Origin of the sequence: Neorhizobium alkalisoli, from assembly GCF_007829835.1 — a bacterium.
Classification (GTDB): Bacteria; Pseudomonadota; Alphaproteobacteria; order Rhizobiales; family Rhizobiaceae; genus Neorhizobium.
Genome location: NZ_VIWP01000002.1, coordinates 502,622 through 520,041, shown reverse-complemented (window position 1 = coordinate 520,041; position 17,420 = coordinate 502,622). Strand labels below are relative to the sequence as shown.

Below are 17,420 nucleotides of genomic sequence, written 5' to 3'. Positions count from 1 at the left end.
TGCCCCTTTGTCAGGGGAGGTGGCAGATGGAAGATCGGGCAAAATTATACAATTGTTCCGCGAAGGGAAGGCAGGCCTTCATCCATCCCGGCTTTTCGTCACGGAATACGGATCGCGAGGGCGAGGGCAGCAAGTGAAAAGCCGCAAAAATAAAAGCGCCGGTCCCAGCCCCTCGTAAAGGCTGAAAGACCGGCGCATCCTTTGCATCAGGTCGGTGTCGAAAGCCCCGTTACCGCTTTCGGAAGCGGCAGGTCCGCGAGGGGCCGTTCGGCACTTTACTCCCCCTGATGATTGGGAATCTCGGGTTTCGGGTCGAAGGCCAGCTTGACCGCCTTGGTCAGGTCGCGGCTGGCACTCCACCAGTCATGGCTCTTGGTCCAGTAGCGCAGGGTCATCTTCGTGCTGCCGGCATCGAAATCGGCAACATAGGCGCTCGGCGCCGGATCTTTCTGCACGCGGTTGTCGCCGGTTGCCACGGCAGTCAGTTTGGTCTGCGCTTCTGCCAGATTGGCATCGGCCGGAATGCTGACGGAAATCTCGTGGCGGCGGGTTTTCAGGCGGCTGTAATTGGTGACCGGCACGTTCCAGAGCGTCGAATTTGGAGCGAGGCGATAAACGCCGTCAGCCGTGCGCAGCTCGGTCGCAAACAGGCCGACATCGACCACGGTGCCGGTAACGCTACCCGTTTCGATGCTTTCGCCGACCCGGAAGGGGCGCAGCACGAGAAGCATGATACCAGCTGCGATATTCTGCAGCGTACCCTGCAGCGCCAGACCGACGGCAAGGCCGATCGCGCCGAGTGCTGCCAGCACCGAAGCCGTCTGCACGCCGAACTGGCCGAGCACCATGACGACGACGAGAACCAGAATGGCGTAGCGGATGATGTTGGAGAAGAATTGCGACAGTGTCGCATCGATACCGTGGATGCGCGACAGGCCGTTATGCGCCCAACGGCTCATCACACCTGCAGCCAGCCAGCCGATCACAAGCAGGACAAGGGCGCCGACGACGGAGAAGGAATATTGAACCGCAAGCGCGCTGAGTTGCGCCAGGGCTGCCCGTGTTGCGACGACGAATTCCGATGCCTGCTCCATGCGGCCGATCGCTCCTTGTTTTTAAGGCTTCTTTTGATTCCGCCCTTAATTGGCGCAGAGGCCGGATAGGTCAAGGTTTTTCGGGTCGATTTTTTGTAGCGCTAAATTGTTCGTATGGCTCAACTTTTACGCTCAGACGGGAGCTTTGAGCGGCAGCACGAAGGAGGCTCTGCCATCGGTTTCCGCGCCGCGGCCTATGCCTTTGACCGCTGCCACCAGCCGCCCTCCGCGGCCCAAAATCCGGTCGCCGATCTCGATCAGGCGGGTATTGGGCGTCGCATGCGGTGCCACCTGACGCAGCCTCGCGGACAGCGCAAAATCGTCCTCGTCGGGAAAAAGCGAAAGCGCTGCAATCAGCGCCGCTGCCGGTGAGCGTGACACGCCCATCCAGCAATGGACGACGAGGGGCGACGATTGGTCCCAGTCCTTCACGAAGGCGATCAGGCTTTCCACATGCGCTTCGCTCGGTGCAATCAGGTTGCCGGTTCCGGCAAAACCGATATCGTTCATCTGCAGTTTGAGATGGCGCTCGGCCGAGATCACGCCTGGGCGATGAAAATCCTGCTTCTCGGCAATCAGGCTCACCATTTCGCGGGCGCGATGCCGCACGGCCATCTCTGCAATGCTGGCAAGCGGGCAGACGATGATCGCGCTCATGCCTTTGCCGCGCCCGTCCTGAGGGCCTCGATCGCCTCGAAACGTTCGACGAAAAGCGCTTGCGCCTGCAGGACCGGCATCGGCGCGATCGTCAGCATGTCGACACTGATGTCGCGCGGCTGACCGAAAAACTTCTTCGCCTCGGTGGCGGAAAACCCGGCAAGTTCCACCGCCTCGAAATAGGCGGCGATCGTATCGGCCTTCTTGATCAGCACCTTCAATTCCTTGGTCGGATGGGCAGCGAGCCCGAAACGCAGGTGGATGGCAGCCTCAAGCCGCATTTCCACCGTCTTGTAGCCGCCGCCAACCACCGCCTTGAAGGGCGAGATCATGTCGCCGATCACATATTCCGGCGCATCGTGCAGAAGGGTCATCTGCAATGCGTCCGGCGTTGCGGCCGGATTGCAGCGGCGAAAGATTTCCTCGACGACGAGACTGTGCTGGGCAACCGAAAACGCATGGTCGCCGCGCGTCTGGCCATTCCAGCGGGCCACGCGGGCAAGGCCATGGGCGATGTCGGAAATTTCCACATCGAGCGGCGAGGGATCGAGCAGGTCGAGCCGGCGGCCGGACAGCATGCGCTGCCACGCCCGTGCGGAAGAGGCCGCCGGTGCGGCAGGCGTCACGATTCGGCTCCCTGGCTCTCTGCCGGGAAGGTAAGCCCACTCCAGGCGGGCAGGGTGATTCGGACTTCAATATCGCCGGCCGTCAGCGGCACGCCGCTTGCCGCGGCATCCGCCACGCGATCGATCCTGACGATCGCAAGACCGCTTTTGCCCGAAACGGAACCGAGTGCCCCAACCGGCTTGCCGCCGGCAACAATCTCCGTTCCGGTCGCGGGGAGATCGGCATCCGCCTCGACCAGTGTCACGCGTCGGCGCGCGGTGCCGCGATGCTGCATGCGGGAGACGACTTCCTGCCCGACATAACACCCTTTGCGGAACGAAAGCCCGTCGGTGCGATCAAGCAGGACATCATGCGGAAACGCATCCTGAAGCGCGAAATCAGCGCCTGACGTCGCAATGCCGGAGGCGACGCGCAGAGCCTGATAGGCCTCTTCGCCACCATCTGCCGCCTTGCCGGGTGCGCGGCTGAGCGCCACACCCGCCTTTGCAAAGGCCGCATCGGTGACGGTGCCACGGCCGGCATCATCGCCCCAATAAACGGTCACGCCTTCACCTGCAGGCGAAATATCCACCGCGGCCCGTAGCTTGTACATGGTGAGCCGGCGGATCAGTCCGTCGCGCTGGCTCTCGTCGGTTTCCATCAGAAACCCGTCGCCATCGCGCCAGAGAATGAAATCGAACAGGATCTTTCCCTGCGGCGTCAAAAGCGCGCCCGGCCGGGCTTCGCCTTCAGGCAGCGAATCGACATCGGTGGTGATCAGCGAATGCAGAAAATCGCCGGCATCCTTGCCGCCGATGCGGATCAGATGGCGCGAGGGAAGAGTGGCGGCGGTCATGGCAGGTCCGTTCAAGGTTGAAGGCCTTGAGGTAGGCTTTTCGGCGGCGGCGGACAAGGGGTTTGGCATGCCCCGGCGATAGCCTCTACTGGCCGATTTTTCGGCACGGCAAAGAGACGCCGGTGCCGAAAGCACCAACGAGAGCCGGAAAATAAGGTTTGGAAAGGAAGGCCGGCCTTATTCGCCGCCGGCCACGAATTTCCACTGCCCGTCCGGCGAAATGCCGATCCGGTAGAAATTATAAGTACCGGTCTCTTCCATGCCGAGCAGGTCACCCGCGGTGATGATCCTGAGCAGCTCGACCCGTTCGGGCGGCGTCAGGCTGGAGAGCGGCGTGCCGGCGAAATAAGGCCAGACATAGACCTCGTCCTGCTTGCCCGCCTCGAGCCGGACGGCTGCGGTCGACAGAAGGTCGATGAAGATCGCAAGAATTTCCTGGCCGTCCGCATCGCCGGCAAAGCTTTTCAGCATTTCGACCGGATCATCCGAATCGGCATTCATGACCAGGGTCTGATTCGGCCCGATATTGACGAGCGGGCGCAGGCGCTGGATGTCGCCGGAGGCAGCCGCCTCGATGATCTTGTCGCGCATCTGCCGCACCGGGGCGGGAAGCTGCGACATGTCACGGATGATCTCGCCGGACGGAGCATCGAGGATCGCTGCAGCATCGTCGGGATTGGATTGATCAGGAGCGGCCTGGCCTGAATTCGGTTGGGCGGGAACTGCCGGGCTGGTGGGGGCCGGCGCGCCGGTCAGCGGATTCTTGGGCTGATCGGAGGCAGAGGAAGGCGCTGCGGGGCTTTCAGGCGCCTGCTGCACCATGGTCTTGCTGCTATCCGATTCGCTCGCGGCCTTTCCCTGGTCGGCCGTAGAGGCAGAGCCGGTCGCCGCGAAGGATGCCGTCGTCGCAACGGCTGTCCCAGCCATCAAGCCAGCCAGAGCCAGGGCAAAAATCGGCTGCTTGGCGGCCATCATCTGCAAACCCCTGTTCGTCTTTACCCTGGACATATCCGCTTACTGAACGGTGCGTTCGGGCGAAAACTCTCCGGCCAGCATACGGCTGCGCAGGGATTCGAGCAGGGCTTCCGCTCCGGTTTCGCCATGCACGCGGATGGTTTCCCGCATTGCGAAAGCGATTGCCGCGTCGGCGATGATTTCAGGCTCGATACCGTCGGCGCGGCCGTCGGCCCACGCGTCGTTCTGATATTCCAGCGCAGCCTGCATCTTCTCGTGGACGATCATGTCATCGATGTCGTTGCGGCCTGTTTGCATTCGATCTTCCTCGGTACGCGATTGATTACTAGCCCGTTAAGAAGTTTAGCAGCGTTTTATCAAAACGACACGGCCTCAGACGAAAAGAGGTAAATAACACCCTAATTTCCGAACCGCCCTGCAATTTCTGCGGCAAGTGTTGCGCCTTCGTTACGGTACAGCTGCTCGGCAGCCCGCGCAGAATCGGTGCAGGTCGTGTGCACCGCGGCAAAAGACCGGTAGCCGCGATTGAAGGCCGCCGTCAACCGCTCGCGACGGCGCGGCTCGTTGGCCGTGTCCGAATCGAGCAGTTTTGCCATCATCGCCCGCCAATCCTCCTGCTCTGCACCGCAGAGCTGCCGCAGATAGCTGATCGAACCGAGCACTTCGGCAAGCCGCGTCAGCTGCGAATCATAAGGTGCGGGTTTTTCTTCGGCCGGAGGCGGCGGAGCGGTGGGTGCGGCTGCCGGTTTGGCAGGCTGCGCTGCGCCAAGCGGCAGGCTGGAGGCGCAAAACGCCGTCAGCGCGGCGAAAACAAGAAGGGCAGCGGGGCGCGATAGATGGATCATCGGTGATTCTCGGGTATCGGCCTGTCCTGCCAAAATGTCTCGCCAGCCTGTTCTGCCAGCCTGACTCGTTGCTTTATTTTAACGGCCTTCGAGCTCCGCGGCCAGCCTCTCGGCACATTCCAGCACGCTTGCCGGCACCGGCAGATTGCGGATTTCCTCGACCGTAAACCAGCCCGGATCGGCCGCATCATCGGCAGCCGCGGCCTCGATATCCTCATCGGCCTCGACCCGGAAAACCGACAGGAAAAAATGCCGCTTATCGTCCTTGTCGCCATTGAGATCATAGGTCGCGAACAGGACCGGATTGCGCACGGCGATCCCCGTTTCCTCGAAGAATTCCCGCACCGCCGTTTCCGGTGGCGTTTCTCCCGGCTCCGCCCGCCCGCCAGGAAAGGCAAAGAGATCGGCCGATGGCGGGTTCATCCGCCGGATCAGCAGAAACCGGCCGTCCCGTTCGAGAATGGCGGAGGATGCGGCTTGGGGGGATCCAGATTTTGGCGAGGACATGGTCAGGCAGCCGTCAGCGTCGGAATCTTGCTGACATCGACATCGCGCTCCGCATGCCAGGCGTCATGAGCGGCCTGCATCCGCAGCCAGATAGCCGCGCCGTCGCCGAACATCTTTCCAAGCCTTGCCGCAACGTTGGGCGAGACCGGTTTGCGCTCCCGCAGGATGTCATAAAGCTGCTGCCGCGAAATGCCGAGCAGTTCGGCAATTTCCACCTTGGTCTTGCCGGTCGCTGGAATGATCTCGTCAAGCAATGCGCCGGGGTGAGACGGGCAACGTGCGACGGGTCGTTTCACTTCTTGCTCAGCCATCGATCTTTCCTAATGGTATTGCTCGAAATCGACGCGCGCCGCGTCTTTGCCATCGAATTCGAATGTGATGCACCAAGGCCCGTTGACGTGGATCGTATACCGCGTTGGATCGAAGCCGTGCAGCAAATGGAAATCAAATCCGGGCAGATTCATATCCTCGGGACGTTCCGCGACATCAAGCCGGTCCAGCCGCACAAGAATGCGCTTGTGCATCTTGGCGTCAATCTTGCCAGTCTTTCCGGTTTCGAACAGGGCAGCCAGAGCCTTGTTCCTGAATGACTTGATCATAAGAAACGTAAGCATTCAGCTTACGTTTCGTCAAGCCTTCTCGGGAGTCCGTACGATCGTCAGATCATACCCTATGGCCCTGATGACTTTGACGATGGTTGCGAATTCCGGATTGCCGTCTTCGCTCAGTGCCCGATAGAGATTTTCGCGCGATAGGCCGCTATCCTTGGCGACCTGGCTCATGCCGCGTGCGCGCGCCACGTCGCCGATTGCGGCTGCGATCGTTGCCGGATCGCCGTCCTCGAACACGGCTTCCAGAAAGAGTGCGATGCGTTCATCGCTATCCAGATGTTCGGCAATGTCCCACTTCTTCATTTCAACCGCCACCGTCATGCCTCCAGTTCGTTCGCCAGCGCCTTGGCCAATGTTATGTCCGCCGACTGGCTGGATTTGTCCCCGCCGCAGAGAAGCAGGATCACTGTCTTTCCACGCCGAATGAAATAAAGCCGGTATCCGGGGCCGTAATCGATCCGCATCTCGCTGATGCCGGCACCAACAGGCTTTACATCGCCCGCATTGCCGCGCGACAAGCGATAGATGCGCGCATTGATCCTGGCCTTGGCTCTCTCGTCGCGCAGCCGGGAAAACCATGTCGCATAGATTTTGGTTTCCAGGATCTCAAACATATGGAAATGTAGCTTATAAGCTACAAACCTTCAAGGTTCGCCTTTGATCAAGACCTACGCCCTCTATGCCTTCGCCGCCCTTGCCGAGATTGCCGGCTGCTTTGCCTTTTTCGCCTGGTTCAGGCTCGGCAAAACTGTCTGGTGGCTCGCGCCGGGCCTCGTGTCGCTGGTGCTTTTCGCCTATGCGCTGGCGCTGGTGCCGAGCGAGGCTGCGGGGCGGACCTATGCGGCTTATGGCGCGATCTACATTCTCGCCTCGATCCTTTGGCTCTGGATCGTCGAAGCCAAATTTCCCGATCGCTGGGATATTGCGGGTGTCGTCATCTGCCTGATCGGCGGTGCCGTCATCCTGTTCGGGCCACGCAGCGCCTGATCCGAAGGCGTGAAGCACAGTCGCTTGACCCGCCTCATATCGGATGCCATCTAAACTGGCATGTGCGGACGCTACGCCCTGACGGCGCATTACACGAAGGTATTTGAAGATCTGCAGGTGCTGGGGGAGGAGGATTTCCCGGCGCGCTACAATATTGCCCCGACCCAGCCGATTCTGATCGTCGTTCAGTCGGAGCATCAGCGTCCCGGCAGCAACCTGCCGCAGCGTCGCGCCATGCTGGCCCGCTGGGGTTTTCTGCCGGGCTGGGTCAAGGATCCCAAGGATTTCCCGCTGCTGATCAATGCCCGGGCTGAGACCGCGGTTGGCAAGGCGTCCTTCCGCGCCGCCATGCGGCACCGTCGCATTCTTGTTCCCGCCAGCGGCTTTTACGAATGGCGCCGTCCGCCCAAGGAAAGCGGCGTCAAACCGCAGGCCTATTGGATCCGTCCGAAAAACGGTGGTGTCATCGCTTTTGCCGGGCTGATGGAGACATGGTCTTCCGCCGAAGGCTCGGAAGTCGATACCGCAGCGATCCTGACGACCGGTGCCAATGCCGCCATCCGCCCGATCCACGATCGCATGCCGGTGGTGATCCAGCCGGAGGATTTTGAACGCTGGCTGGATTGCAAGACGCAGGAGCCGCGCGAGGTCGCGGATCTGATGCAGCCGGCGCAGGAGGATTTTTTCGAGGCGATCGCCGTATCCGACCTCGTCAACAAGGTCTCGAACATGGGCCCCGACCTGCAGAAGCCGGTGCCGGTGGCAGCGCCCGGAGACGTGCCGCCGGAAGAAAAACCGCCCAAGCGGAAATCCGATCCGTCCCAGATGTCGCTCTTCTGATTTACCCGCCTCAAGACCCGGTCCGGCCGTGGCAGCCATGCCGCCGGAACCTCATTCATCCCACCGGAATACAATCATGAACCTTCTCTCCGCCGGTCTGTCCGGTTTTGCCCTTGGCGGTTCGCTGATCGTCGCGATCGGCGCGCAGAACGCCTTCATCCTGCGCCAGGGCCTGATCCGCGCCCATGTCTTCGTGCTGTGCTTCATCTGTGCGCTGTCGGATGCGCTGCTGATTGCCGCTGGCGTCGGCGGTCTCGGCACGCTGGTGTCCAGCTCGCCGGTGCTGATCGCGGTCGTCACGCTCGCCGGTGCAGCCTTTCTCGCCACCTATTCGGCCATGGCCTTTCGTCGGGCAATCAAGCCGGGTGCGATGGTCGCGGGCGCACCGGAGGGCATGCCGCTGAAGGCTGCAGTACTCGCCTGCCTCGCCTTCACCTTCCTCAACCCGCATGTCTATCTGGATACGGTCCTGCTGCTCGGCAGCCTGTCTGCGGCTTTCGAGGGCCCGGAAAGGGTCGCTTATGGTGCAGGGGCAGCCATCGCGTCCTTCGTCTGGTTCTTCGGGCTCGGTTACGGCGCGCGTCTTCTGGCGCCGCTCTTCGCCAGACCCGCCGCATGGCGGGTGCTGGATGTCGTCATCGGTCTGGTGATGGGGCTTCTGGCGATCGGCCTGCTCGTGAGTTTTCTGCACGGCGGCTGATGGGCGCAGGTGAGGCCAATCAGCGAGCTGGCCAGTTAGCGAGCCGGCCAGTTAGCGAGCTGGATTAAGCTTCGGCTTGCGGTTCAGCATCATGGCGGCGGCAGCGACGGCCTTGAGGCCGAGCGGACGGTAAGGGGTGCTGGCTTCAGGCTTCGGATGATTGGTCTTTTCAGTGCTCACGTAAAATCTCCTCGCAATATGATTCCCGTCGGTCGGGCCCGCCTTTCGGGTCGATCAGTCGGGAAGGCGCGTTTCGCCGCGGATCTCGGCGGAATCGTGGCCGTCGATATCGCGCATCGTGAGTTTGTTATAAAAGCGTCATCTTGCCGCAAGCTGTGGCTGCGCCGCAGCAAGAAACTGCGCATCCGCAAGAAGGCGCAGTTTCCCTGAAAAGCTGTCGTTAAGCAGGCTGAAAAGCCTCAGACGTGGGTAATGTCGTCTTCGATGGTGATCGTGCCAAAACGCCGGTGCCAGGCGCGGGCGCTGAAAGGCAGGACGCAGAGATAGGCAACAACGCTGATCGACAGCATTTCCCATGTATAGCTCATAACCAGCGCCACATAGAGAACCAGCACGAGCAGGATCGGCAGCATCATGTCGCGGCGGATACGGCTTGCCTTGCCCGACCAGACCGGCAGGCGCGAGACGAGCAGGTAACCGATCACGACCGTATAGGCGATGCTGGCATAAACGAAGACCGGCGAGGGTTCCACGCCCATAAAGCCGATATAGACCGGCAGCAGCATCAACAATGCTCCCATCGGTGCCGGCACGCCAACGAAGAATTCCGACTGCCATGGCGCCTTGACGCCGCGCTCTTCCATCACGTTGAAACGGGCAAGCCGCAGACCGGCGCCGATTGCGTAGATAAGCGCGGCAATCCAGCCCAGCGAATGGCCATTATGGAGAAGATAGGCATAGGAAACGAGAGCCGGCGCGACACCGAAATTGACGATGTCGGCAAGCGAGTCCATCTGCACGCCGAAACTCGACGTGGCTTTCAGCAGGCGCGCGACGCGCCCGTCAATGCCGTCGAGAAAGGCGGCGAGCAGAACCATGGCGACGGCAAGCTCGTAACGCCCCTCGAAGGCAAGCCGGATCCCGGTCAGGCCGGCGCAGATGGCCAGCACCGTGATCAGGTTCGGCACCATCAGACGAAGCGGAATTTCGCGCAGCCTGGGGCCGCGCGCTTCATCCTTCTTGCGGTTCTGCTCGGGCGTCGGTGCTGGCGTCACGGGCGTCTCCTCCATGGTGCTTCCATTCTCTCCTGATCAGGTACGGCGGCTGACGGTCGGGCCCTTGGCGGCACCGAATTCGGCAAGCACGGTTTCGCCGCCGAGTGCCAGCTGGCCAACGGTCACGCGTGCCTGGCCACCCTTCGGCACGAAAACGTCGAGGCGCGAACCGAAGCGGATCAGGCCGAAACGCTCACCGGCATTGACCGGCTCCGAAGGCTTGACCCAGCACACGATGCGGCGAGCGACGAAGCCGGCAATCTGCACGACACCGACATCACCGTGGCGGCTGCGGATAACGAGGCCGTTGCGCTCGTTGTCCGAGCTTGCCTTGTCGAGTTCGGCATTGACGAACTGGCCGGCGCGATACTCGATACGGGTCACTTCGCCGCGCACGGGCGCACGGTTGATGTGGCAGTTGAAGACGTTCATGAACACCGAGATGCGCAGCATCGGCTCGGAACCGAGACCGAGTTCGGCCGGCGGCACGACCATGGCGACATGGCTGATACGGCCATCGGCAGGCGAGATGATCAGATCGTCGTCCTGCGGCACCATGCGCTCGGGATCACGGAAGAAATAGGCGCACCACAGCGTCAGGACCAGCCCGATCCAGAACAGCGGCTCGGCGAAATAACCGAGGATCAGCGAGACGACGAAAAAGGCCGCCACGAAGACATAGCCTTCCTTGTGGATCGGTACGAGCGTGTTGCGAATGGTGTCGAAAAGATTGATCAACCGGGTTCTCCTGCAGTGTCAGCGCCCACTGACTATATAAAAACCGCTTTTGCAGCAATGCGGTTCCCTACGGAGTGCCCCGGGAGTTAACCGGATTAACCGGAAGGCCTTTTCTTATCGTCATGCGGAGAGCGACCAATCCAATCGCGCAGCTTCTGCGTAAAGGTGATGCATGCAATGTGGACCGCTGGCGGCATCGACCTTTTGTCGGTTGCACCAGTGGCGCAAGAACCGTAGGTTCCGGCCCCAAAGGCGATGCCGGGGCCGGGTATCGCCGATCGTATCGGTGACAAGGCCAGAAGGCGACCGTCGAGACAGGGCGGCAAGGTGGTACATGCTTGAAACGTCGGCAGCGTCTATGCCCGGGAATTCAGTGGCGGCGGTAAGTCGGGAATCCGCAAGACTGCTGGCGCTCGAACGCCTCGATATGCTGGATGCACCGAAGGATGAGGCTTTCGAACGCGTCATCCGGCTGATCAAGGCCATTTTCGAGGTGGAGATCGGCATTGTCTCCCTCATCGATGCGCATCGCCAGTGGTATCAGGCCTGTGTCGGCTTCGATATCGATGAAGTGCCGCGCGACGCCACCTTCTGCCGCATCGTCGTCGAGCAGGAAGAGGTGATGATCGTCGAGGACGCGACGCAGGACGCGCGGTTTTCGGATCATCCCGCCGTCACCGGTGAGGCGCATGTGCGCTTTTATGCCGGCATGCCGCTGAAGACGAAGGACGGTTTCACGATCGGCACCATCTGCGCCATCGACCGCCAGCCGCGCGGCTTCACCGGTCGCGAACTCGGCATTCTGAAGGAAATCGCCGACGCCGTGATGGACCGTATCGAGCTTCTACAGTTCGCTGCGACCGATGGTCTGACGGGCGCGATGACACGCCGCGCCTTCCGCAACGAAGCTGCCCAGCACGTCACGGATGCGCTGCGCGTCAATGGCGATATCTCCGTCATCACCCTCGATGTCGATCATTTCAAGCGCATAAACGATACGTTCGGCCATCCGGCCGGCGATCAGGTGCTGAAGACGATTGCCGCGATTTCCCGCCGGGTGCTCGGTCCGGATGCACTGTTCGGCCGTCTCGGTGGCGAAGAGTTCGCAGTCGCCCTGCCGGGCATGGACCAGGCCGATGCGGTCGTCGTCGCGGAAAAGCTGCGGGCAGCCTTCGCGGAAAAGGCGGTTGCCATCGAAAACGCCTTCATCAAGGTGACGGCAAGTTTCGGTGTCGCATCGCTGACGAATGTGCGCGAGGATATCGAGACGCTGCTCGCCCAGGCAGATGCCGCCATGTACCGCGCCAAGCAGACCGGCCGTAACCGCTGCGTCACATGGGATGCGGTGCGCCCGCCGCGCCCGTCTGCCCGCCGCCGTCGCGTGGTGCGGGCCGGCACGCTGGTGTTCGGCGAAGGAGTACTCGCCATGCCCTGCACGATCCGCACGCTCGGTGATGATGGCGCCGGCCTGCATCTGTCGGATACGGCCGAGGTTCCGGATACATTCACGCTCGTCATAGAAGGCGAGGGCCGCGAGGTGCGTTGCAAGGTGACGACGCGCGATCGCCAGCGGGTGGATGTGGCTTTCGTCGCGGCAGCCTGATTTTCCGCAACCTCTCCTGAGGCATATCCGGCCGGAGAGCTGTTTCGCCTGACGATCGGCGGTCACGACGAATTGTGGGGATCTCCGGGTGATATCCCCACGAATCGCAATGGCAGATGATATTCCGCAAGCGGGAGGTCATGCTGCGTGCCGGATCTTATCGGCGTTTCACTGAAAGCTATTGTCTTGGATCACTGGACATCCGGTTATGTAGACGGCCTGGACTATACCCATGGCTTCTATCGAGTTCTGACGCCCGCAATCATCTCCATGGCAGCATTGTCGCGCGGCTGTCGGTTCGATGCCCCGCTGGAGACGCTGAAATATTGCGAACTTGGCTGCGGTCAGGGTTTTTCTGTCAATCTTCTGGCGGCCGCCAACCCCGGCATCGAATTCTACGCCAACGACTTCAACCCGGCGCATATTGCCGGTGCCCGTGGTCTGGCACGGCAGGCGGGGCTGACCAACACGCATTTCTTCGAACATTCCTTCGCCGATTTTACCGAGGAAAAGAGCCTTCCCGAGGAGGGCTTCGATATCATCGCCCTGCACGGCATCTACAGCTGGATTTCTGCGGAAGCGCGGGCGCAGGTGGTTGATTTTATCGGCCGGCGCCTGAAGCCGGGTGGGTTTGTCTATATCAGCTACAATACGCTGCCGGGATGGGCGCCGATCATGCCGCTGCGCCGCTTTCTGGTGGATCAGGCGGCAAGGGTCAGCGGCCCGATTACATCGCGTATCGACGAGGCGCTGAAAGCCGCCCAGTCGCTCGTGGATGTGGATCCTGCCTATTTCAGGCTGAATGGCCCTGCCGCATCGCGCCTCGAAAGCATGATGCCGCTGTCGCGGAACTATCTCGCCCACGAATATTTCAACCGTGACTGGACGCCGTTCTATTTCGAGGATGTCGCCCGCGAACTGTCGGCCGCCAAGCTCAGCCATGTCGGTTCGGCCAATCTGTTCGACCAGATTGACGATCTGGCTCTGACCGGTCCCCAGCAGGCTTTTCTGGCTGCCGAAACAGACCCGGTCAGGCGGGAAGCACTCCGGGATTTCGTTCTGAACGAACAGTTCCGCACCGATATTTTTGCCAAGGGACAGCTGCCACACAGTTTCCGCAGCGGCGTCGGTGTCTGGCTCAACACGCGTTTTGCGCTCTCCGTGCAGCGCGACGAGGTGAGCATGACGGTCAAGGGTCGGGGCGGCACGAGGGAGCTGCACGCGCATATCTACGAACCGGTTCTCGACGCCTTCGCTAAAGGGCCGATGACGGTCAGGCAGTTGCTGGCGCAGCCGGGGATTAGCGGGATCAGCTGGGAACACCTGTCGCTGGCGCTGAAAGTGCTGGTCGGCACCCGCAATCTCGAACCCTGCCTGCCCGAAGAGGGCGAGGAGGAGCGGCTGAAGATCTGTCAGGCCTTCAACCGGGCAGTCTGTCGGCGTGCGGAGGAAAGCGATGCGCTGCAATTCCTGGCATCGCCCGTGACCGGCGGCGGGATCGAGTTCGGCCGCGTCGAACAGCTCATCCTTCTGGCGATCAGCGAAGGCCAGAAGGATCCGGCAGAATGGCCGCGTTTCGTCTGGTCCGTTCTCGCGCCACAAGGCCACCGCCTCTTCAAGGATGGCAAGCTCCTGCAAAGCCCTGAAGAAAACCTGGCCGAAATTGCCGCCCGCGCGGAAAAATTTCGCACGTCCAAACTGTCGATTTGCGCCAGCCTGAAGATCGGGCTTTGATCCAGGTCTTCAAAGCGCCACGGTCCGACCGTGGCGCTTCTGCAAAAGGTCGCCCGCATCGCTTCACAGCCCGTTGGTCAGGAGGCAATGCGGCCGATCCTGTTGTTACCGCCAGCCCATGGCCGGCGCGACGTGTGTCAAAATGCTCTCGATCAAATGTGCGTTGTAGTCGACGCCGAGCTGGTTCGGGATGGTGAGCAGCAGCGTATCGGCTTCTGCGATTGCCTCGTCCTTCTTCAACTGCTCGACCAGCTTGTCCGGCTCGGCAGCATAGGAGCGGCCGAAGATGGCGCGCGTGTTCTCGTCGATGAAGCCGATCTGATCATCGCTGTCGCCCGAACGGCCGAAATATGCCCGGTCCATGTCATTGGTCAGCGCAAAGATGCTGCGGCTGACCGAAACGCGCGGTTCGCGGGCATGTCCGGCTTCCTTGAACGCTTCGCGATAGACGCGGATCTGCTCGGCCTGCTGGACATGGAAGGGCTCGCCCGTCTCGTCGTCCTTGAGCGTCGAGCTCTGCAGGTTCATGCCGAGCTTGGCCGCCCATTTGGCCGTCGCATTCGAGCCGGCACCCCACCAGATCCGGTCGCGCAGGCCTTCCGAAAAGGGCTCGAGGCGCAGGAGGCCCGGCGGGTTCGGGAACATCGGCCGCGGGTTCGGCTTGGCAAAACCCTGGCCGCGCAACACGTCGTAAAACACTTCTGCATGGCGGCGGCCCATATCGGCATCCGTCTCGCCTTCGGCCGGGGCATAACCGAAATATTTGTAGCCTTCGATCACCTGTTCCGGCGAACCACGGCTGATGCCGAGCTGCAGGCGGCCGCCGGAAATCAGGTCGGCAGCACCGGCATCTTCCGCCATGTAGAGCGGGTTTTCATAGCGCATGTCGATGACGCCGGTACCGATCTCGATCTTCTTCGTGCGGGCACCGACGGCGGCCAGAAGCGGGAAGGGCGAGGCGTGCTGGCGGGCGAAATGGTGGACACGGTAATAGGCGCCGTCGAGCCCGAGCTCTTCCGCCGCAACCGCAAGGTCGATCGACTGCAGAAGGTTTTCGCAGGCAGACCGCGTGCCGGATTGCGGGGAGGGCGTCCAGTGCCCGAACGAGAGGAAACCGATCTTCTTCATGACATTACCATCCTGAATTCGCGTATCGAATTCGCTGCAATTGACGTTGGGTCTTAAGTGGCATGCCGCTTCCCGCGTTCACAGGCACGTTCCGGTGAACACTGCGTCCGCCATTGCCGCGATCACGTCTTGACTGATCCGCTTGACCAGACAGCTTGACCTATCAGCGCGCCGCCTGCGGATCGACCCAGCCCATCCAGGTGGTGAAGGCGAGAAGCGGCGAGCCGTAGAAGGTCAGCGTCAGCAGATAGGCAAGCACCAGGGTGCCGGCGATCAGCATTCTCTTGCGCGAATAGTTCATGGTCTTGTCTTTTCCTCTCGCGCGGTCGGTCATTCCGCCGCCGGCTGGCCGCGCACGACCACGCCCATCTCGTCGCTTTCGCGCACGCGGCGCAGCTGTTCTTCCGCCTGCACGGCTTCGCGCTGGCGGTTCCACATCGAGGCATAAAGCCCGTTTTCTTCGAGCAAGGCCGTATGGGTGCCACGCTCGGCGATCTCGCCATGGCGCAATACGATGATCTCGTCGGCATTGATGACGGTCGAGAGGCGGTGCGCGATCACCAGCGTCGTGCGGTTCTTCGACACCTGGTCGAGCGCCGACTGGATCTCGTGTTCCGTCGTCGTGTCGAGCGCCGAGGTCGCCTCGTCGAGGATCAGGATCGGCGGTGCCTTCAAAATCGTGCGGGCGATCGCCACACGCTGCTTCTCTCCACCCGACAGTTTCAGGCCACGCTCGCCGACCTTCGTCTCGTACCCTTCCGGCAGCTGCTTGATGAAGCGGTCGATCTGAGCGATTTCGGCGGCCTTCTGAACCTCGGTTTCGGAAGCGCCCGGACGCCCGTAACGGATATTGTAGGCGACGGTGTCATTGAACAGGACCGTATCCTGCGGCACCATGCCGATCGCGGAGCGCAGCGATTTCTGGGTGATTTCGCGCACATCCTGCCCGTCGATCGTGATCGAACCGCCCTGGATGTCGTAAAAACGGTAGAGCAGGCGCGAAATCGTCGATTTGCCGGCGCCCGAGGGGCCGACGATCGCCACCGTCTTGCCGGCCGGCACCTCGAAGGAAACGCCTTTCAGGATCGGCCGCGCCGGATCGTAGGAAAAGCGGACATCCTTGAACGCGATGGCACCCTGGCCGATGGCAAGCGCCTTTGCATCCGGGCTGTCGACCACTTCGGCCTGCACTTCGAGAAGCGCGAACATTTCCTCGATATCGGTCAGGCCCTGGCGGATTTCGCGATAGACGAAGCCGATGAAATTGAGCGGCACGGAAAGCTGCATCAGCAGCGCATTGACGAAGACGAAATCGCCGATCGACTGTTCGCCGCGCTGCACGGCCATTGCCGACATGATCATGATGACGGTCTGGCCGAGGCCAAAAATCACGCCCTGGCCGAAGTTGAGCCAGCCGAGCGAGGTCCAGACATCGGTCGCGGCCTTTTCGTAACGCTCCATCGAGGCATCGAAGCGTTTGGCCTCCATCTCCTCGTTGCCGAAATATTTGACCGTTTCGAAATTGAGGAGCGAGTCGATCGCCTTGGTATTGGCGTCGGTGTCGTTGTCGTTCATCGTCCGGCGAATGGCGATGCGCCAGTCGCTCGCCCGGATCGTGAACCAGATATACAGCCAGACGGTAACGCCGGTGACGAGCACGTACCAGAAACCGTAGGCGGCCCAGAAGATGATTGCGGTCAGAACGAATTCGACCAGCGTCGGCACGGAATTCAGGATGGTGAAACGGACGATCGTTTCGATGCCCTTGGTGCCGCGTTCGATGATGCGCGACAGGCCGCCGGTCTTGCGCTCCAGATGGAAACGCAGAGACAGTTCATGCATGTGCACGAACGTCTTGTAGGCAAGCTGGCGCACCGCATGCTGGCCGACCGAGGCAAACAGCGCGTCACGCAGCTGGTTCAGCCCCACCTGCAGGATGCGGGTAAAGTTGTAGGCTATGACGAGAACCACGGCGCCAAGCAGGAAGACCGGTAGGATGCCCGCCATGTCGAGCTTGCCGTTTAGCGCGTCCGTCGCCCATTTGAAGAAATATGGAACCGAGAGCAGCACCAGCTTGGCGGCGAGAAGAAAAACCGTCGCCCAGACCACCCGTGCCTTCAGATCGGCGCGGCCGGTCGGCCACATATAGGGCCAGAGATTGACGAGGGTGCCGAGCGGATTGCTCGAATCCGCCGAGATGGTCTTTTTCTTCGCTGCCATGGGGTGGTTCCGGTCCTTGGGGAGCGCAATCGCTGCGCCCCCGGCACATAAGGGCCAAGAGCCTGTGTTGCAATGACGGTTTGG

23 protein-coding genes are annotated in these 17,420 nt (G+C 61.4%); 5 read left to right on the top strand and 18 right to left on the bottom strand.

All coding sequences use genetic code 11. The features are described from left to right. Nucleotides 1-275: 275 nt before the first annotated feature. The 12 genes from FHW37_RS08330 to FHW37_RS08275 all read right to left on the bottom strand — a co-directional run bounded on the left by FHW37_RS08330 (nucleotide 276) and on the right by FHW37_RS08275 (nucleotide 6,765). Entirely contained in the window at nucleotides 276-1,094 is an 819-nt protein-coding gene (locus tag FHW37_RS08330) for a mechanosensitive ion channel family protein (RefSeq protein WP_145634903.1), read from the bottom strand. 132 nt (nucleotides 1,095-1,226) lie between these two features. Beyond that, nucleotides 1,227-1,751: a tyrosine phosphatase family protein gene (locus FHW37_RS08325; protein WP_145634900.1), complete on the bottom strand. Its 525-nt coding sequence runs from the start codon at nucleotides 1,749-1,751 to the stop codon at nucleotides 1,227-1,229. Next, nucleotides 1,748-2,329 (bottom strand): HD domain-containing protein, encoded by a 582-nt coding sequence (locus tag FHW37_RS08320; protein WP_145635999.1) that lies wholly within the window; start codon nucleotides 2,327-2,329, stop codon nucleotides 1,748-1,750. Before FHW37_RS08320 ends, FHW37_RS08325 begins: the two co-directional genes overlap by 4 nt. A gap of 44 nt (nucleotides 2,330-2,373) precedes the next feature. Beyond that, nucleotides 2,374-3,213 carry a YgfZ/GcvT domain-containing protein gene (locus FHW37_RS08315; RefSeq protein WP_145634898.1) on the bottom strand — a complete coding sequence of 280 codons (840 nt, stop codon included), beginning with the start codon at nucleotides 3,211-3,213 and terminating at the stop codon, nucleotides 2,374-2,376. 177 nt (nucleotides 3,214-3,390) lie between these two features. Continuing rightward, nucleotides 3,391-4,188: a hypothetical protein gene (locus FHW37_RS08310; protein ID WP_145634896.1), complete on the bottom strand. Its 798-nt coding sequence runs from the start codon at nucleotides 4,186-4,188 to the stop codon at nucleotides 3,391-3,393. A gap of 39 nt (nucleotides 4,189-4,227) precedes the next feature. Continuing rightward, the gene (locus FHW37_RS08305; RefSeq protein ID WP_145634893.1) at nucleotides 4,228-4,485 is read right to left on the bottom strand and encodes a hypothetical protein; all 258 of its coding nucleotides are present in this window, start codon (nucleotides 4,483-4,485) and stop codon (nucleotides 4,228-4,230) included. Nucleotides 4,486-4,586: 101 nt separating this feature from the next. Further along, nucleotides 4,587-5,033: a TIGR02301 family protein gene (locus FHW37_RS08300; RefSeq protein WP_145634890.1), complete on the bottom strand. Its 447-nt coding sequence runs from the start codon at nucleotides 5,031-5,033 to the stop codon at nucleotides 4,587-4,589. 78 nt (nucleotides 5,034-5,111) lie between these two features. Continuing rightward, nucleotides 5,112-5,540: an NUDIX hydrolase gene (locus tag FHW37_RS08295; RefSeq protein WP_145634888.1), complete on the bottom strand. Its 429-nt coding sequence runs from the start codon at nucleotides 5,538-5,540 to the stop codon at nucleotides 5,112-5,114. A gap of 2 nt (nucleotides 5,541-5,542) precedes the next feature. Next, a complete protein-coding gene (locus FHW37_RS08290) occupies nucleotides 5,543-5,851 on the bottom strand; it encodes a HigA family addiction module antitoxin (RefSeq protein ID WP_145634885.1) in 309 nt (102 codons plus the stop codon). Nucleotides 5,852-5,860: 9 nt separating this feature from the next. Then, nucleotides 5,861-6,139, bottom strand: a complete 279-nt coding sequence (locus FHW37_RS08285) for a type II toxin-antitoxin system RelE/ParE family toxin (RefSeq protein ID WP_145635996.1) — start codon at nucleotides 6,137-6,139, stop codon at nucleotides 5,861-5,863. 30 nt (nucleotides 6,140-6,169) lie between these two features. Then, nucleotides 6,170-6,454, bottom strand: a complete 285-nt coding sequence (locus tag FHW37_RS08280) for an addiction module antidote protein (RefSeq protein WP_145634882.1) — start codon at nucleotides 6,452-6,454, stop codon at nucleotides 6,170-6,172. Between the two features lie 14 nt (nucleotides 6,455-6,468). Then, nucleotides 6,469-6,765: a type II toxin-antitoxin system RelE/ParE family toxin gene (locus FHW37_RS08275; protein WP_145634879.1), complete on the bottom strand. Its 297-nt coding sequence runs from the start codon at nucleotides 6,763-6,765 to the stop codon at nucleotides 6,469-6,471. A gap of 46 nt (nucleotides 6,766-6,811) precedes the next feature. Here FHW37_RS08275 and FHW37_RS08270 point away from each other — a divergent pair, with 46 nt between their 5' ends. The 3 genes from FHW37_RS08270 (at nucleotide 6,812) to FHW37_RS08260 (ending at nucleotide 8,678) form a co-directional block, all read left to right on the top strand. Continuing rightward, nucleotides 6,812-7,138: a YnfA family protein gene (locus tag FHW37_RS08270; RefSeq protein ID WP_186458215.1), complete on the top strand. Its 327-nt coding sequence runs from the start codon at nucleotides 6,812-6,814 to the stop codon at nucleotides 7,136-7,138. Nucleotides 7,139-7,198: 60 nt separating this feature from the next. After that, a complete protein-coding gene (locus FHW37_RS08265; RefSeq protein WP_145634873.1) occupies nucleotides 7,199-7,978 on the top strand; it encodes an SOS response-associated peptidase in 780 nt (259 codons plus the stop codon). Nucleotides 7,979-8,054: 76 nt separating this feature from the next. After that, a complete protein-coding gene (locus tag FHW37_RS08260) occupies nucleotides 8,055-8,678 on the top strand; it encodes a LysE/ArgO family amino acid transporter (protein WP_145634870.1) in 624 nt (207 codons plus the stop codon). A 51-nt stretch (nucleotides 8,679-8,729) separates the two neighbouring features. Here FHW37_RS08260 and FHW37_RS34455 read toward each other — a convergent pair whose 3' ends face one another. The 3 genes from FHW37_RS34455 to FHW37_RS08250 form a co-directional block, all read right to left on the bottom strand. Next, nucleotides 8,730-8,858 carry a hypothetical protein gene (locus FHW37_RS34455; RefSeq protein WP_281407241.1) on the bottom strand — a complete coding sequence of 43 codons (129 nt, stop codon included), beginning with the start codon at nucleotides 8,856-8,858 and terminating at the stop codon, nucleotides 8,730-8,732. A 239-nt stretch (nucleotides 8,859-9,097) separates the two neighbouring features. Next, complete coding sequence (gene pssA / locus FHW37_RS08255) at nucleotides 9,098-9,928, bottom strand: CDP-diacylglycerol--serine O-phosphatidyltransferase (RefSeq protein WP_145634867.1); 831 nt, start codon at nucleotides 9,926-9,928, stop codon at nucleotides 9,098-9,100. Nucleotides 9,929-9,949: 21 nt separating this feature from the next. Beyond that, complete coding sequence (locus tag FHW37_RS08250; RefSeq protein WP_145635993.1) at nucleotides 9,950-10,648, bottom strand: phosphatidylserine decarboxylase; 699 nt, start codon at nucleotides 10,646-10,648, stop codon at nucleotides 9,950-9,952. 361 nt (nucleotides 10,649-11,009) lie between these two features. Here FHW37_RS08250 and FHW37_RS08245 point away from each other — a divergent pair, with 361 nt between their 5' ends. Both FHW37_RS08245 and FHW37_RS08240 read left to right on the top strand, forming a co-directional pair. Next, a complete protein-coding gene (locus tag FHW37_RS08245) occupies nucleotides 11,010-12,254 on the top strand; it encodes a sensor domain-containing diguanylate cyclase (RefSeq protein WP_145634864.1) in 1,245 nt (414 codons plus the stop codon). 147 nt (nucleotides 12,255-12,401) lie between these two features. Then, a complete protein-coding gene (locus FHW37_RS08240) occupies nucleotides 12,402-13,988 on the top strand; it encodes a class I SAM-dependent methyltransferase (protein WP_246690704.1) in 1,587 nt (528 codons plus the stop codon). Nucleotides 13,989-14,093: 105 nt separating this feature from the next. Here FHW37_RS08240 and FHW37_RS08235 read toward each other — a convergent pair whose 3' ends face one another. From FHW37_RS08235 to FHW37_RS08230, 3 genes are all read right to left on the bottom strand, one after another. After that, nucleotides 14,094-15,116, bottom strand: a complete 1,023-nt coding sequence (locus FHW37_RS08235; RefSeq protein WP_145634862.1) for an LLM class flavin-dependent oxidoreductase — start codon at nucleotides 15,114-15,116, stop codon at nucleotides 14,094-14,096. Between the two features lie 163 nt (nucleotides 15,117-15,279). Continuing rightward, entirely contained in the window at nucleotides 15,280-15,417 is a 138-nt protein-coding gene (locus FHW37_RS33495; RefSeq protein ID WP_186458188.1) for a hypothetical protein, read from the bottom strand. Nucleotides 15,418-15,446: 29 nt separating this feature from the next. Then, a complete protein-coding gene (locus tag FHW37_RS08230; RefSeq protein WP_145634859.1) occupies nucleotides 15,447-17,336 on the bottom strand; it encodes an ABCB family ABC transporter ATP-binding protein/permease in 1,890 nt (629 codons plus the stop codon). Nucleotides 17,337-17,420 lie beyond the last annotated feature (84 nt).